Raw genomic sequence first — 15,493 nt, 5'->3', positions numbered from 1 at the left:
AAATAAATATGGGTATTTTTAGCTTTTTCAGTAAGGACAAGAAGGAAACCTTGGATAAAGGTCTGTCGAAGACGAAGGAGAGTGTTTTTTCCAAGATTACCAAGGCGATCGCCGGTAAGAGTAAGGTGGACGACGATGTGTTGGATAATTTGGAGGAAGTACTGATTACCTCGGATGTCGGTGTAGATACCACGTTGAAAATCATCGACCGTATCGAGAAGCGTGTGGCCCGTGACAAGTATGTCACCACCCAAGAATTGACCACCCTGCTGCGTGACGAGATCGCTAGCTTGCTGACAGAGAACAATACGGAGGATGCCGAGGGATTCGCACTTCCTGAGGGCAAGAAACCCTACGTGATCATGGTTGTAGGCGTGAACGGGGTGGGTAAGACGACCACGATCGGTAAGCTGGCTTACCAGTTCAAGAAAGCCGGCAAGAAGGTCTATCTGGGCGCCGCCGATACGTTCCGTGCCGCCGCCGTGGAGCAACTAGTGATCTGGAGCGAGCGGGTAGGCGTACCTATCGTGAAGCAGAACATGGGCTCGGACCCCGCTTCCGTGGCTTTCGATACGCTGAGCTCCGCCAAGGCGAACGATGCCGACGTGGTGATTATCGATACTGCCGGACGTCTGCATAACAAGATCAACTTGATGAACGAGCTTACCAAGATCAAGAACGTGATGAAGAAGGTGATCCCGGACGCCCCCCACGAGATATTGTTGGTATTGGACGGCTCTACCGGGCAGAACGCTTTCGAGCAAGCGAAACAATTTACCGCCGCCACCGAGGTGAACGCCTTGGCCGTGACCAAGTTGGACGGTACCGCCAAGGGGGGTGTCGTGATCGGTATCTCCGACCATTTCCGTATCCCCGTGAAATATATCGGACTCGGCGAGGGGATGGAGGATTTGCAAGTATTCCGCAAACGTGAGTTTGTCAATTCGTTATTTGGAGAATGAGAAAAAATAAAGTAGATATTATTACGCTGGGGTGTTCGAAAAACCTAGTGGACTCGGAGCAACTTATGCGCCAATTCGTTGCCAATGGCTATACGGTAGAGCATGATCCCCATAAGATCAATGGCGAGATCGTGGTGGTGAATACCTGCGGTTTCATCGGCGACGCCCAAGAGGAATCGATCAATATGATCCTCGAGCTGGGCGAGCAAAAGCAGAAAGGACGGATCGGGAAGCTCTTCGTGATGGGGTGCTTGTCGGAGCGTTTCTTGAAAGATCTGGAGAAGGAACTTCCCGAGGTAGATCGTTTCTACGGGAAATTCAATTGGAAGGAGTTGATCTCCGATCTGGGCAAGTCGTACCATCAAGAGCTGGCTACGGATCGTGTGCTCACCACCCCGAGACACTACGCTTACGTGAAGATCGGGGAGGGATGCAACCGTACCTGCTCCTACTGTTCGATCCCGATCATAACCGGGGCTTATCAATCCCGTCCGATGGACGAGATCGTAGACGAGGTTCGTGGCTTGGTCGCGCAAGGCGTAAAAGAATTCCAGATGATCGCCCAAGATCTTACGTTTTATGGCCTCGATCGCTATAAGCGAATGGCCTTGCCAGAACTGGTGGAGCGGGTATCCGACATCCCGGGCGTGGAGTGGATTCGTTTGCATTACGGGTATCCGTCTCATTTCCCCTATGACCTGTTGCCGGTGATGCGTGAGCGTGATAACGTTTGCAAGTATATGGACATCGCCCTCCAGCATATCAGCGACCCGATGTTGAGGATGATGCGCCGCAATATCACGAAGGCCGAGACGTATGAGCTGCTGGAGCGTATGCGCCGGGAAGTGCCGGGCATCCATCTACGCACCACCTTGATGGTGGGTCATCCCGGCGAGACGGAACAGGATTTCGAGGAGTTGATCCGCTTCGTGAAAGATATCCGCTTCGAGCGTATGGGCGCTTTCGCCTATAGCCATGAGGAGGGTACCTATGCCTATCAGCATTATAAAGACGAGATCCCGCAGGAGGTGAAGCAAGACCGACTGGATTACTTGATGCGTGTGCAAGAAGGCATCTCCGCCGACGTGAACGCCTCGAAAGTAGGGCAGACCTTCCGAGTGATCGTAGACCGGGAGGAGGAGGATTTCTACGTGGGACGTACGCAATACGACTCGCCCGAGGTAGATCCGGAAATATTGATTTCCAAGGATACTCCCTTGAGTCCGGGTAGCTTTTACCAAGTAAAGGTGATTGACGCACAAGCGTTTGATCTGTATGGTAAAGTGTTGAATTGATGTAAAAACTGTCAATATATTTGTCGGTTAACGAAAAAATAACTAATATAGCAGCACGAACTGTTATGGAATTAGATATGAAAAACAAGGAACTTATAACGGAATTGGCGAATCGCATGGATTGGACCTCGAAGGAGGTATCCGACATGCTTTCTGCGCTCAGTTCCGTCGTAAGTTCGAAATTAGTGGATAACGATACGATCTATCTGCAAGGCTTCGGCCAGTTCGAGGTGAAAAAGAAAGCGGAACGTATTTCCGTGAATCCGGCGAACGGGAAGCGATATCTGGTTCCCCCTAAATTAGTTCCCGTGTTCAAGCCCGGAACGACCGTGAAGAATCGTTTAAAGGAATTGGGTGATCATGAATAACCGGCTGAATATACAAGATTTAGCCGGTTTATTATCGGAGCGTACCGGCAAGGACAGAGGAGAGGTAGAGCGTTTCTTGAGAGATTTTATCTCGGTGGTATCCGAAGGGGTCTATACGGATAAGATCGTAAAAGTAAAGGGCTTGGGTACTTTCAAGATTATCTCTGTGGAGAAGCGGGAGAGTATCCACGTGAATACCGGTGAACGTTTCTTGATCCCCGAACATTATAAATTCTCTTTCCTGCCGGATAAAGACCTGCGGGAACAGGTAAACAAGCCTTTCTCTATCTTTGAGACGACAGAGATCAACGAGAACGTGGATTTCTCGGACATGGATGAGTCCGTAGAGGAGAAGGAAACGGAAGACGAGTCCGTGGAGGAGGTAATGCCGGATAAGGAAATCCCTTTGGCAAATACTCAGCCCAAAGAGAAGCCCGAACCGATACTAGAACCTGAACCTGAACCATTGCCTGAGCCAGAGCAAGCGTTTGATCCGGAGCCGTCATCGGTATCTGAACCGGAACGTGGATTGGAACCGGAACCGCCCGCGGAGCCATCTCCCATACCAGAGAGACCGGAAGAGCAAGCCCGTAGGAAACCGGAGGAAAAGGGGGTATTAATGATCGTCGCCTTTTTGATAATCGTAATCTCTGTATTCTTCTATCTGGGAAGAAATAATTGGAAACCGGCGCCTGCCCAAGAAGAGGTGATAACGGAAGCCAAGAATACGGCCAAGGACACGGTTCAAGAATCAGCTTGGATGCTTCATCCGGACTCGGTAGCGGAGAAGACCCCGCATACGGAACCGGAGCCTTATGTGGAACCGGCGCCAAAACCATTGGGGCAGGTGAAGATCAAGCATGGCGACCGCCTCACCGTGATCGCCTTGGAATATTATGGCAATAAATTATTCTGGGTGTATATTTACCAACATAATAAGGCTGTTATAAAAGACCCGAACAACGTCCCGATCGGTACCGTGATCGAGATACCCGCACCGGAATCGTATGGCATCGATGCCAAGAGCCGTGAGTCGCGGGAGAAAGCCGCCGCCCTACAAACAGAGATACTTGCCGGGGAGTAAGAGAAATCCCCCTTTTTTAAGTAAAATAAAACAAAACGAGGAAGTGTTGGTTAGTATTATTTAACTGCAAAAGTGAAGGATACGAATTTAACATTTCTAATTTTGTGCATCCTAAAAAATCAACGTAAAATTGGGACAATATAATAACAATATAATAGAATAAATCTTATGAGTCAGACAGTAGACATTCGTGAGTTGAATGAGCGAATTGAAAGTAAAAGCTCGTTTGTGAACATGATTACGATGGGTATGGACAAAGTAATCGTCGGACAAAAGCATTTGGTTGAATCCTTGTTGATCGGTTTGCTTTCGGACGGACATATCCTGTTGGAAGGTGTGCCGGGTTTGGCTAAGACACTTGCCATTAAAACATTGTCGTCGTTGATCGACGCTAAATACAGCCGAATCCAGTTCACCCCGGACTTACTTCCGGCCGATGTGATCGGTACGATGATTTACAGTCAGAAAAGCGAAGAGTTCCAGGTAAAGCAAGGCCCGATCTTCGCTAATTTTGTGTTAGCGGACGAGATCAACCGTGCCCCGGCGAAAGTACAGAGTGCCTTGTTGGAGGCCATGCAAGAGCGTCAGGTCACGATCAGCGAGCATACCTACAAGTTGCCGAAGCCTTTCTTGGTAATGGCTACCCAGAACCCGATCGAGCAGGAGGGTACGTACCCGTTACCTGAGGCGCAGGTAGACCGTTTCATGTTGAAGGTGATCATCAATTATCCGAAGAAGGAGGAAGAGAAATTAATCATACGCCAGAATATATCCGGAGAACGTCCGGAGATCAAGCCGATCTTGACGAAAGAGGAGATCCTCGACGCCCGTAACGTGGTTCGTGAGGTTTATTTGGACGAGAAGATCGAGCGTTACATCGTGGATATCGTCTTCGCTACCCGTTTCCCGGCTGAGGCTGGTTTGCCGAACTTGGCGAGCATGATCTCTTTCGGCGCTTCCCCTCGTGCGTCTATCAACTTGGCGTTGGCCGCCCGCGCGTACGCTTTCATCAAGCGTAGGGGCTATGTGATCCCGGAGGATATCCGTGCGGTATGCCACGACGTGATGCGCCATCGTATCGGCTTGAGTTATGAGGCCGAGGCGAACAACTTGACTTCAGAGGAGGTAATCAGCGAGATACTAAATAAAGTAGAAGTTCCTTGAGAATTGAAAATTAAGAATTGAAAATTGAAAATTAATCGAAAGAGACAAGCCAATTTTCAATTCTCAACCTTCAATTACCAACAATAAATTTTCAATTTTTCATTTTCAATTTTCAATTACCAAGTGGAGACAAGTGAATTATTAAAAAAGGTCCGCCGTATCGAGATAAAGACCCGTGGTCTTTCCCGTAACATCTTCGCCGGCCAGTACCATTCGGCTTTCAAGGGCCGTGGTATGGCGTTCAGCGAGGTAAGGGAATATCAATACGGCGATGATATCCGGGATATCGACTGGAACGTCACCGCCCGCTACGTCCGCCCTTATGTCAAGGTGTTCGAGGAGGAGCGTGAGCTGACGGTGATGCTGCTGATCGACGTGTCCGGTAGCCGTGACTTTGGCTCCGTCAACGTCATGAAGAAGGAGGTGATCACCGAGATCGCCGCTACCTTGGCTTTCTCGGCGATACAGAACAACGATAAGATCGGCGTGGTGTTCTTCTCGGACAAGATCGAGAAGTTTATCCCGCCCCAGAAAGGAAAGAAACATATCTTATATATCATCCGGGAGCTGATCGATTTCCATCCCGAGGAGACGAGAACGGATATCAGCCAAGTGTTGAAATACTTGACCAACGCCATCAAGAAGCGTTGCACGGCTTTCCTTATTTCCGATTTTATCGATAAGGAGGGTTTCAAGGACGCCCTGACGGTGGCCAACCGCAAGCATGACATGGTAGCCATTCAGGTGTACGACCGTCGTGAGACCGAGCTTCCCGCCGTAGGCCTTATGAAGATCAAGGACGCCGAGACCGGGAAGGAGCAATGGATAGACAGTTCCTCCGCCCGTGTGCGTGCGGCCTATAAGGAATGGTGGGAGAAACGGCAGGCGAAGATGAGCGATACGTTCAAGAAATGCCGTGTAGACTCTGTCTCTGTCCGTACCGAGGATGATTATGTGAAAGCATTGATTGCTCTTTTTGATAAACGTAATTAAAGCAAGCAGATGAAATTGATAAAGAAAAGTATCCTGTTTCTGGTCGCCGCCGCTTCCCTTGCGGGGGGAAAGGCATATGCGCAGAGACCGTTGATCGATGTCGCTATCGACTCGGCCGCCATATTGATCGGAGAGCAGACTACCTTGCACCTTACGGTAACGGCGGATAAGGATCGCCCCGTGCAGATCGTGATCCCGAACGATACCTTGATGACGGGTGTGGAGGTACTGAATCTCTCCAAGGCGGACTCTACGGAGATCGAGAACGACCGGCTCGTTATCAAGCAGGATGTATTGATTACCTCGTTTGACTCGTCACTCTATCTGTTGCCTCCGTTGAAGGTGATAGACGGGGTGGATACTGTATATTCCAACCAAGTCGCCTTGAAGGTCTCCACGATTCCCGTGAACGCGGACAAGCCGGAGGAGTTCAACGACATCAAGACCGTATGGAAGCCACCTTTCGTATGGGCCGATTATTATCCGATCATTTACGGGATCTTGCTGGCCCTGTTCTTGATTTGCGTGATCGCCTATATCGTGAAACGGATCCGTGCGAAGAAGTCGTTGATCCCATTCAAGAAAGAGGAGCCGAAACTTCCGCCTCACGAGCAGGCCATCAAGGAACTGGATGAGATCAAGCAACAGAAACTCTGGCAGCAAGGACGAAGCAAGGAGTATTACACCTTGATCACGGATACGCTGCGTAAGTATATCGAGGAACGTTTCGGTATCAATGCCATGGAGATGACTTCCGGTGAGATCTTGGACCTGATCCGCAAGAACTCCGAGGCGCAGAGCGTGTACGATAACTTGAGGCAGATTCTGCAATTGGCCGACTTCGTGAAATTCGCCAAGATGAACCCGCTGCCGGATGAGAATGATTTGAGTATGATGAATGCGTATTTGTTCGTGAACCAGACGAAGGTGGAGGAGATGCAAGAGCCCGAATCTACGAACGATACAACTAATTTAAAGGATTAAGAGATGGTATTTGCGAATCCTAATTATTTATATTTATTGTTGTTGCTCATCCCGATGATCGGATGGTACGTCTACAAGCTGAGCAAGAGTCAGGCCAGCTTGCAGGTCTCCTCGTCGGAGGCGTTCGAGGCGCCGGGAGCGGCATCATGGATCGTGTACTTGCGTCACGTGCCTTTCGTGTTGCGTATGGTAGCGGTAGCGCTGCTGATCGTGATCTTGGCCCGTCCGCAATCCACGAATAGTTGGTCCAATTCTTCCACGGAAGGTATCGATATCATGTTGGCGATGGATATCTCGGGGAGTATGCTGGCGCAAGACTTGAAACCGAACCGCTTGGAGGCGGCGAAGGATGTGGCCGCGTCGTTCATCAACGGCCGTCCGAACGATAACATCGGTCTCGTGGTCTTTTCTGCCGAGAGCTTTACGCAATGCCCGTTGACAACCGATCATACGGTCTTGCTGAATCTCTTCAAGGATATCCAAAGCGGTATGATCCAAGACGGAACGGCTATCGGGTTGGGCTTGGCGAATGCCGTGAGCCGTATCAAGGACAGCCACGCTAAGTCGAAGGTGATCATCCTTCTGACCGATGGTTCGAACAACGCCGGCGAGATCGCTCCGGTTACCGCCGCTGAGATCGCCAAGACGTTCGGCGTGCGTGTCTATACGATCGGAGTCGGAACGAAAGGCATGGCGCCGTATCCGTTCCAGACCGCTTTCGGCGTGCAGTACCAGAATATACCGGTAGAGATCGACGAGGCTACGTTGAAGCAGATCGCCTCTACCACGGGCGGGCAATATTTCCGTGCTACGGACAACGCCAGCCTGAAGGAGATCTATTCCGAGATCGACCAGATGGAGAAGACCAAGATCAGCGTACAGGAGTACAGCAAGAAGCAGGAGGAGTATAAGAACTGGGCCTTGCTGGTGTTCGCCTTGTTGCTGGTGGAGATCTTATTGAGAAATACATTGTTGAGAAATATACCATAAAGATAAAAGGCTTATGTTTCGATTTGCGCATCCGGACTTTTTATATTTGCTTTTTCTCCTTCCCGCATTGGTGGCGTTCTACGTGTATGCCATGATCGTGAAGAAGAAAGCGATAAAGAAATACGGTAACCCTACGTTGTTGGCCGAGTTGATGCCCGAGGTATCGACCAAGCGCCAGCATCTGAAGTTTTGGCTGTTGTTCGGAGCCATTACCATGGTTATCTTTATTATAGCGGGGCCTCAATTCGGCTCGAAACTGGAGACGGTGAAGCGTCAGGGAGTAGAGATCATGGTGTGTCTGGACGTATCCAACTCCATGTTGGCCGAGGACGTGTCGCCCAACCGTTTGGATAAAGCCAAACAGATGCTATCCCGATTGACGGACGGCTTTACGAATGATAAGGTAGGTTTGATCGTGTTCGCCGGCGACGCTTTCACGCAGTTGCCGATCACCTCGGATTATATCTCCGCCAAGATGTTCTTGTCCTCTATCAACCCGTCGATGGTCTCTACGCAAGGTACGGCGATCGGTGCCGCCATCAACTTGGCCGCCCGTTCCTTTACCCCGGACGAGACGACCGATAAGGCGATCATCTTGATCACCGACGGCGAGAACCATGAGGACGACGCTATCGGTGCCGCCAAAGCCGCCGCCGAGAAGGGCATCCACGTGAACATCGTGGGAATGGGTGATCCGAAAGGTTCTCCGATCCCCATCCAAGGAAGTAATAATTATATGAAGGATAAGGACGGAAACGTGGTGATCACGAAGCTGAACGAGCAGATGGGTCAAGAGATCGCCGCCGCCGGAAACGGTATGTACGTACGTGCGGACAATACGAACTCCGCCCTGAAAGCCCTTCAGAAAGAAATCGAGAAAATGAACAAGACGGAGCTGGATAGCAAGGTCTATTCCGAGTATGACGAGCAGTTCCAGATTTTCGCTTGGATAGCTTTGTTCCTCTTGATCGCCGATTTCATGACCTTGGATCGTAAGAACCGTATATTTAGGAAAGTAAAATTATTCTCTTAATTCGACGAAGTGATGAGACGTATATATAAATCTATGATATGGGTATCGGTCTTGGCGCTCAGTGCCGGGGCGGTCTCTGCTCAGAAAGCGGAACGGAAGAACGTGCGTGAGGGGAATAAACTTTATGAGAGCGAGAAATACACCGAGTCCGAGATCGCTTATCGCAAGAGCTTGGAGGTGAATCCCCGCTCTACGGAAGGAACCTATAATCTGGGAAACTCCCTATACAAGCAAGGCAAGTTCCCCGAGGCCGCCGAGCAATATCAATTGATCGCCGGGCAAGGGGAGAAGATGGTGGCTACGCCGGAAGGGAAGGCACGCTTGTCGGAGGTGTATCATAACATGGGAAATATCTTCATGCAGAACAAGGATTACGGCAAGGCCGTGGAGGTGTATAAGCAATCGCTTCGCTTGAACCCGAAAGATGACGAGACCCGTTATAACTTGGCCTTGGCCCAAAAACTGCTGTCGGATCAGCAGAATCAGGATCAGAGCCAAGATCAACAGAACGACGACAAGCAGGAGAACAAGGATCAGAAGGACGATCAGCAGCAACAGCAACAACAACAGCCGCAAGACGACCAGAAACAGGATAAGACCCAAGAGCAACAGCAATCCAACGAGCAAATGAGCAAGGACAATGCCCAGCAGATGTTGGATGCCTTCCTGCAAGACGAGAAAGACACTCAAGAGAAAGTGAAGAAGGCGCAGATGCAACAGCAACAACGCCGGAAGACCGAGAAGGAGTGGTAAACTGGATAATTAACGAAAAAATGAGATACACAATGAGGAAATTAATTTTCTTATTCATCCTGATGTTAACGGTTGGGGTGGCGACAAAGGCCGCGGATGTGACCTTCAAGGCCTCGGCGCCCCAAGCGGTGGTAATGGGAGAGCAGTTTCGCTTAACTTTCACCGTCAATGCCGAAGGCAAGGATTTGAGAGTGCAGGAGATGCCAGACTTTGACGTATTAATGGGTCCCTCCCAATCCACCTCCTATAGCAGTAGCTGGGTGAACGGGAAGAGTACCAGCGAGACAACCGTTACGTATACGTATGTCTTGATGCCGAAGAAGGAAGGTACGTTTAATATAGCTCCGGCAACGATCAAGGTGAACGGCTCTAATTATACATCGAATGGCTTGGCCATCAAGGTGCTTCCGGCGGATAAGGCGGGTAAGCAAGAGGCGGAGACAACGACGGCGAGCGGGGCGATCTCTAACGATCGGCTGTTCGTGAAGATGGACGTATCCAAACGAAGCGTGTTCGAGCAAGAAGGTTTCTTGGTGACTTTCAAGGTCTATTCCTTGGAAAATTTCTCGATTACGGGATTGAAATATCCGGAGTTCGAGGGTTTCTTGGTACAAGAGGTTGAGTTGCCGCAAGAGAAACAACTGACCTTGGAAAACTACAACGGGCGTAACTACCAGTCGGCCGTGATGCGTCAGGTGATCCTGTATCCCCAACGTTCCGGTAAGATCACGATCGAAGGTGGAAAGTATGATGCCGTGGTGCGTGTCCGTATGCAACAAGCGGGCGGCGGTAGCATCTTCGATAGCTTCTTCGACTCGTATCGGGATGTGAGCAAGGTGTTGACCACCTCTCCGGTTACTATCGACGTGAAGCCTTTGCCCTCCGGTAAGCCCGCTTCTTTCTCCGGTGCCGTAGGTACGTTCTCCATGACGGCTAATATCAGCTCGAACAACGTCAAGACAGACGAGGCTGTAACCATAAAGGTGAAAATCACGGGTAACGGAAACGTGAAGTTGGTGAAGAACCCGGAAGTGGTTTTCCCGAACGATTTCGATGTCTACGACCCAAAAGTAGAGATGGACATCAAGACCACGACTGCCGGTGTCAGTGGAAGCAAGACGATCGAATATATGGCGATACCCCGTTACGCAGGTGATTTCGAGATCCCGGCGATCGCTTTCTCCTATTTCGATATCAAGTCCGGTTCCTATAAGACCATCAAGTCCGAGCCTTATAAGTTGCATGTGGAGCAAGGCAAGGGTGGTAGTGGTTCTTCCCCGGTCGTATCGAACTTCAGTAATAAAGAGAGCGTGAAATACTTAGGCAAGGATATCCGTTACCTAAAGACGAAAGGCTTCTCCTTTATCGAGGGAGGTGATGGTATTTTCTTCGGTTCCTTTATGTATTATCTTTGCTATATCGTACCGGCTATCTTGTTTATCGTATTCTTCTTTATTTATCGTAAGCAGGTGAAGGAAAACGCCGACATCGCCTTGGTTCGTACCAAGAAGGCGAACAAGATGGCGGTTAGACGTCTGAAGAACGCCGGCAAGCTGATGAAAGAGAACAAGAAGGAAGAATTCTACGACGAGGTACTGCGTGCGTTGTGGGGCTATTTGAGCGATAAGCTGAGTATCCCGCAATCCGATCTGACCAAGGATAACGTAGAGACAGAATTGGCTAAATACGGTGTAGACGAATCCTTGACGAATGAGTTCATGGATATCTTGAATACTTGTGAGTTCGCTCGTTACGCTCCGTCCCAAGCGTCAGACGCTATGGATAAGCTGTATGAGCTGACGGTAGACGCTATTGGTAAAATGGAGAATACAATTAAAAAGTAAGAAGATGAAGATGACTATAAATTTAAGAAAGGTATTGTTTTTCTTATTGACTCTATGTCTGATAGGATCCGCTTATGCGCAAGATACCGCCTTGAAGGAGGCCGAGGTCGCTTATACGAAAGAAGATTATGCGAAGGCGATCGAGCTATATGAGGGAATCTTGAAGAGCAATGGCGAGTCTGCCGCCGTTTATTATAATTTGGGAAATGCCTATTATAAGGCGGGTAAGATCGCTCCGGCTATATTGAACTACGAACGTTGTCTTCTGCTGGATCCGGGTGATAGCGATGCTCGCTTCAATTTACAGATGGCCCGTCAGAAGACGATCGATAAGATTGAGCCGGTTGGTGATTTTTTCTTGGTCAAATGGTTTAAGAGCGTGGAGAACCTCGGTTCCGCAGACTCTTGGGCGAAGACAGGTATCGTGTGCTTCCTGTTGTTTATCGGTTGCTTGATCTTGTTCTTTTTCTCCCGTTGGGTACGCTTGAAGAAGATCGGTTTCTATTTGGGTGTCCTATTTATTATCATGGTTGTTTTTGCCAATATATTCGCCAGCGACCAGAAGGATGAGATGATAAACCGTAAACATGCCATCGTATTCGCCCCGACCGTTACGGTGAAAAGCTCGCCCGACGCTAGCGGTACGGATCTTTTCGTATTACATGAGGGAACGAACGTGACCGTGAAGAGTACGCTCGGCGAATGGAGCGAGATCGAGCTTGAGGATGGGAACGTAGGATGGATGCCTAGTAAAGACATAGAAAAAATCTGATACATGCTAGAACAATTATTGGTTTGGGAACGTGATGCGTTCTTTATGCTTAACGGTAGCGACTCCGCTTTTTTAGATCGCTTTATGTGGATCTATTCAGGCAAGGCGGTTTGGCTACCGTTAGCCTTTTTTATATTGGTGGTATTGTGCTATAAGAAGAACTGGAAGGAGTGGTTGTTGATCTTATTGGCCATAGTCTTGACGATCACGCTATGCGACCAGTTCGCTTCGCATGTTTGTAAGCCCATCTTCACCCGTTTCCGTCCGACTCATCACCCTGATTTTATGGATCAGGTAAAGGTGGTGTTCGGTTATCGGGGAGGTATGTATGGATTTATCTCCAGCCATGCGGCGAACGCTTTCGGTTTCGCTACCTTGATGGCGCTGATCTTCCGGAATAAGCTATTTGGATGGACTATTTTCTTTTGGGCGATTTTGACTTCCTATACTCGTATTTATTTAGGAGTGCATTTTATCACGGATATTATTCCGGGAGCTTTATCCGGTCTGCTATTCGGGTATCTTGTATATCTGTTATACCTCTATATAAGGCCTAAATTGATTCCGGCAGATTCTTGGGTACGTCCGGAGGCCATTTACTCGGATACCCGGAAACGTTTGATCACCTATGCGATTTGGTTGACCATCCTTTTAATAGCTCTATTTAATGAGCAATTGGTATCGTGCTTAATATAAGAGATTTTCGTTAAGTATGTCGTAAAGCATATTTGTTTTCTGCTGATTTTCTCAATAATAATTTGTTTCAATGCTATTAAATGACTAAGTTAGTGCCATAATATTAAACAAAAGTATTAACCTTCAAAATAAGAAAGCCATGACAAAGACGATTACATTTAACGAACTGAGAAGAATTAAAGATTCGTTACCTGACGGAAGTATACAACGCATCGCTGATGAGTTGGGATTAAAGGTTGAGACAGTTCGCAACTATTTCGGTGGACATAATTTTCAAGATGGACGGAGTTGTGGTTTCCATATCGAGCCCGGTCCAGACGGAGGGTTGGTTGTTTTAGATGATACGACTATTTTCGAGCGTGCTTTGCAGATACTGGCCGAGAGTCAGGATGCCGAAGCACAGAAAGCGTAAGAGAAATTCATTCGTATAAAAAATCCCATAGCTAAATGAAAGAACGCTTTGGGATTTTTTTATATTCAACAATTCATAAATCCCGATTGTTTCATCTATAAAAATGTATTGAGTATGGAAGATAAATTAGTGACATTGGCTATCCACACGTTCGAGAAAGCCCAGATTCTCAAGACAATCCTCGAAACAGAAGGCATAGAGGTCTATATACATAATGTAAACCAGATTCAGCCGGTCGTTTCGGCAGGAGTGCGTGTGCGTATTAAGGAGAGTGATTTACCGCATGCTTTACGCATTATTGAAGACAATAAGTGGTTTGAGGAACCAAAGGAGGAAGAGGCGAAGGTTAATGCGGTCAAGAAAGTTCTGATCCCGATTGATTTCTCGGATTATTCCGCCAAGGCTTGTGAGTTGGGAATTAATTACGCTCATGCGGTAGGTGCGGAGGTGATGATCATGCACGCCTATTTCAGCCCCTATTTTCCATCTGCTATCCCGATGGGAGATACATTAGCTTACCAAGTAAACGAGGAGGAATCCGTACAGCATATCTTACAACGTGTCCGTATCGATATGGAGAATATTTGTACGCATATCAACCGGAAGATGTCCTCTGGCGAATTACCCAAGGTAAAATACGATTATGTATTACGTGAAGGCTTGCCGGAAGAGGAGATCATCGCTTATAGCAAGGAGTATCATCCGACATTGATCGTGATGGGAACGAGAGGTAAGAGCCAAAAAGATATGGATCTGATCGGTAGCGTGACCGGAGAGGTTATCGAGGTGAACCGGGTTCCTGTATTGGCGATACCGGAGAATGTTCCTTTCACGGATTTGAGAGACGCTAAGAATATCGCTTTCGCTACATCGTTTAACCAGAGAGATTTGGTCGCTTTCGACGAGTTCATGGAAATCATCAAAGGCTTTGATTTTAATATTCATCTATTCAATATCTCTACCAGCAAAGATGAATGGAATGAGATTCGTTTGACAGGCGTCCGTGAATATTTCAAGAAACAATATCCACATGCCCATATTTCCCATACGGTGCTTGCCGATGGTGACTTGCTGTTAGCCATCGAGAAATTTGTTCGTGATAAACAAATTGATGTTATAGCCCTAAGCACATATCGCCGTAATATCCTAGCCCGAATGTTCAATCCTTCGATCGCGAGAAAGATGTTATTCCACACCGATACTCCGTTATTGGTAATCGATAGCAAGAAGTAGCTTCTTATTCAAGTAACAAATAAAAAAGTGGATATGAGAAAAGGCTTATCCACTTTTTTATTATATACCATGTGCTTAAAGCAATCTTTGTATCTTTGGCGAAAAAATATAAGGATAGTATGTGGGAAAGAATGTTTGATCTGGTACTTGGATTAAAGAAAGAACATAGATTAATGATGGTTATAACATTGATTTATGCGGTGACCCTCTTTGGTATTACTGTAGATGTAGAAGCGATGGAGAATTGGCTGCAATTAGTGGGGTATACCATACGTACTTTATGTATTGCTTGTATTATACAGCTTAGTGTGTTTTTTTTGACAAATATTTTTTGGAAGGAACTAAACAGAGGCTTGAATAAAACATTTGTTGTTATTAGTGGTAATGTGTTGTCTTTAGCTTTCTTACTTTTCCCTTTTTCTATATCATATATAGATATGACTGCTGAAAGTATGAAATTGAGTTCTTTGAATACAGAAAGAAATAGAATTGATAGTATGGTCCGGTACTATGAGAATTTAAAAAGTCTAGATTCTTCTTTTTCAGAGAATCTAGATTCTTTAATATTGGAAGAAAAGAAAACATTGATTCGGGTTATAAAAGAGATTGATTTAAAGCAATTCAAAATAGAAGAGAAACAGAAAAGATATGAAAAGCCATTAGTCTCCATCCTATTTCTTTTGCAAATATTCGGTTTTTATATATTGATTCTATATTCTTCCTATTTTGATAGGACGAATAAGGTGAATCGTGTTATCGCAGTGGAAAATATTCCTGATCGAAAGAAAGTAAGGAGCTATTTTTGCGATAAAGTTTTGAAGCCTTTGGTTTTACTGTTATCTGTTTTTCTTTGGGGATTCTTGTTTTTCCTTTGGCTTAGATAATATATACCTGATATTTGTATAAACCG

The 15,493-nt window shown here is 47.3% G+C and carries 16 protein-coding genes; all 16 read left to right on the top strand.

The window, feature by feature from the left end; genetic code table 11:
- Positions 1-8 precede the first annotated feature (8 nt).
- The 16 genes from ftsY (at position 9) to DWX84_RS03870 (ending at position 15,467) form a co-directional block, all read left to right on the top strand.
- Complete coding sequence (gene ftsY, locus DWX84_RS03945) at positions 9-962, top strand: signal recognition particle-docking protein FtsY (RefSeq protein WP_005857252.1); 954 nt, start codon at positions 9-11, stop codon at positions 960-962.
- Positions 959-2,257, top strand: coding sequence for a 30S ribosomal protein S12 methylthiotransferase RimO (rimO, locus tag DWX84_RS03940; RefSeq protein WP_048927244.1), 1,299 nt, complete (start codon positions 959-961; stop codon positions 2,255-2,257). The genes ftsY and rimO overlap by 4 nt, the downstream gene beginning before the upstream one ends.
- Before the next feature lie 77 nt (positions 2,258-2,334).
- On the top strand, positions 2,335-2,625 hold the full coding sequence (locus DWX84_RS03935) for an HU family DNA-binding protein (protein WP_008778384.1): 291 nt from the start codon (positions 2,335-2,337) through the stop codon (positions 2,623-2,625).
- Complete coding sequence (locus DWX84_RS03930) at positions 2,618-3,709, top strand: HU family DNA-binding protein (RefSeq protein WP_005857245.1); 1,092 nt, start codon at positions 2,618-2,620, stop codon at positions 3,707-3,709. Before DWX84_RS03935 ends, DWX84_RS03930 begins: the two co-directional genes overlap by 8 nt.
- Before the next feature lie 168 nt (positions 3,710-3,877).
- Entirely contained in the window at positions 3,878-4,873 is a 996-nt protein-coding gene (locus DWX84_RS03925) for a MoxR family ATPase (RefSeq protein WP_005857243.1), read from the top strand.
- A gap of 123 nt (positions 4,874-4,996) precedes the next feature.
- Positions 4,997-5,866 (top strand): DUF58 domain-containing protein, encoded by an 870-nt coding sequence (locus tag DWX84_RS03920; protein WP_005857241.1) that lies wholly within the window; start codon positions 4,997-4,999, stop codon positions 5,864-5,866.
- A 9-nt stretch (positions 5,867-5,875) separates the two neighbouring features.
- Positions 5,876-6,850, top strand: a complete 975-nt coding sequence (locus DWX84_RS03915; RefSeq protein ID WP_121961024.1) for a hypothetical protein — start codon at positions 5,876-5,878, stop codon at positions 6,848-6,850.
- Positions 6,851-6,853: 3 nt separating this feature from the next.
- Complete coding sequence (locus DWX84_RS03910; RefSeq protein WP_121961023.1) at positions 6,854-7,840, top strand: VWA domain-containing protein; 987 nt, start codon at positions 6,854-6,856, stop codon at positions 7,838-7,840.
- Positions 7,841-7,853: 13 nt separating this feature from the next.
- Positions 7,854-8,873 (top strand): VWA domain-containing protein, encoded by a 1,020-nt coding sequence (locus DWX84_RS03905; RefSeq protein ID WP_005857235.1) that lies wholly within the window; start codon positions 7,854-7,856, stop codon positions 8,871-8,873.
- A gap of 12 nt (positions 8,874-8,885) precedes the next feature.
- The gene (locus DWX84_RS03900) at positions 8,886-9,626 is read left to right on the top strand and encodes a tetratricopeptide repeat protein (protein WP_005862642.1); all 741 of its coding nucleotides are present in this window, start codon (positions 8,886-8,888) and stop codon (positions 9,624-9,626) included.
- A 32-nt stretch (positions 9,627-9,658) separates the two neighbouring features.
- Positions 9,659-11,470, top strand: a complete 1,812-nt coding sequence (locus DWX84_RS03895; RefSeq protein WP_048927246.1) for a BatD family protein — start codon at positions 9,659-9,661, stop codon at positions 11,468-11,470.
- Between the two features lie 4 nt (positions 11,471-11,474).
- Entirely contained in the window at positions 11,475-12,242 is a 768-nt protein-coding gene (locus DWX84_RS03890; RefSeq protein WP_008779812.1) for a tetratricopeptide repeat protein, read from the top strand.
- A 3-nt stretch (positions 12,243-12,245) separates the two neighbouring features.
- Positions 12,246-12,938 (top strand): phosphatase PAP2 family protein, encoded by a 693-nt coding sequence (locus DWX84_RS03885; protein ID WP_008772270.1) that lies wholly within the window; start codon positions 12,246-12,248, stop codon positions 12,936-12,938.
- Positions 12,939-13,077: 139 nt separating this feature from the next.
- A complete protein-coding gene (locus DWX84_RS03880; protein ID WP_005862635.1) occupies positions 13,078-13,350 on the top strand; it encodes a hypothetical protein in 273 nt (90 codons plus the stop codon).
- A 114-nt stretch (positions 13,351-13,464) separates the two neighbouring features.
- Positions 13,465-14,583, top strand: coding sequence for a universal stress protein (locus DWX84_RS03875; protein ID WP_005862634.1), 1,119 nt, complete (start codon positions 13,465-13,467; stop codon positions 14,581-14,583).
- A 119-nt stretch (positions 14,584-14,702) separates the two neighbouring features.
- The gene (locus DWX84_RS03870; RefSeq protein ID WP_005862631.1) at positions 14,703-15,467 is read left to right on the top strand and encodes a hypothetical protein; all 765 of its coding nucleotides are present in this window, start codon (positions 14,703-14,705) and stop codon (positions 15,465-15,467) included.
- Positions 15,468-15,493: the final 26 nt, after the last annotated feature.

The sequence above is a fragment of the Parabacteroides sp. AF21-43 genome, assembly GCF_003635435.1.
Taxonomy (GTDB): Bacteria; Bacteroidota; Bacteroidia; order Bacteroidales; family Tannerellaceae; genus Parabacteroides; species Parabacteroides distasonis.
Note: the sequence above shows the minus strand (reverse complement) of the source record. Positions and strands in the feature narration are given on the sequence as shown.

What these genes read in the sequence shown, in the direction of transcription:
- ftsY (WP_005857252.1), top strand. Translation starts at nt 9, where the DNA reads ATGGGTATTTTTAGCTTTTTCAGTAAGGACAAGAAGGAAACCTTGGAT.
- rimO (WP_048927244.1), top strand. Translation starts at nt 959, where the DNA reads ATGAGAAAAAATAAAGTAGATATTATTACGCTGGGGTGTTCGAAAAAC.
- DWX84_RS03935 (WP_008778384.1), top strand. Translation starts at nt 2,335, where the DNA reads ATGAAAAACAAGGAACTTATAACGGAATTGGCGAATCGCATGGATTGG.
- DWX84_RS03930 (WP_005857245.1), top strand. Translation starts at nt 2,618, where the DNA reads ATGAATAACCGGCTGAATATACAAGATTTAGCCGGTTTATTATCGGAG.
- DWX84_RS03925 (WP_005857243.1), top strand. Translation starts at nt 3,878, where the DNA reads ATGAGTCAGACAGTAGACATTCGTGAGTTGAATGAGCGAATTGAAAGT.
- DWX84_RS03915 (WP_121961024.1), top strand. Translation starts at nt 5,876, where the DNA reads ATGAAATTGATAAAGAAAAGTATCCTGTTTCTGGTCGCCGCCGCTTCC.
- DWX84_RS03910 (WP_121961023.1), top strand. Translation starts at nt 6,854, where the DNA reads ATGGTATTTGCGAATCCTAATTATTTATATTTATTGTTGTTGCTCATC.
- DWX84_RS03905 (WP_005857235.1), top strand. Translation starts at nt 7,854, where the DNA reads ATGTTTCGATTTGCGCATCCGGACTTTTTATATTTGCTTTTTCTCCTT.
- DWX84_RS03900 (WP_005862642.1), top strand. Translation starts at nt 8,886, where the DNA reads ATGAGACGTATATATAAATCTATGATATGGGTATCGGTCTTGGCGCTC.
- DWX84_RS03895 (WP_048927246.1), top strand. Translation starts at nt 9,659, where the DNA reads ATGAGGAAATTAATTTTCTTATTCATCCTGATGTTAACGGTTGGGGTG.
- DWX84_RS03890 (WP_008779812.1), top strand. Translation starts at nt 11,475, where the DNA reads ATGAAGATGACTATAAATTTAAGAAAGGTATTGTTTTTCTTATTGACT.
- DWX84_RS03885 (WP_008772270.1), top strand. Translation starts at nt 12,246, where the DNA reads ATGCTAGAACAATTATTGGTTTGGGAACGTGATGCGTTCTTTATGCTT.
- DWX84_RS03880 (WP_005862635.1), top strand. Translation starts at nt 13,078, where the DNA reads ATGACAAAGACGATTACATTTAACGAACTGAGAAGAATTAAAGATTCG.
- DWX84_RS03875 (WP_005862634.1), top strand. Translation starts at nt 13,465, where the DNA reads ATGGAAGATAAATTAGTGACATTGGCTATCCACACGTTCGAGAAAGCC.
- DWX84_RS03870 (WP_005862631.1), top strand. Translation starts at nt 14,703, where the DNA reads ATGTGGGAAAGAATGTTTGATCTGGTACTTGGATTAAAGAAAGAACAT.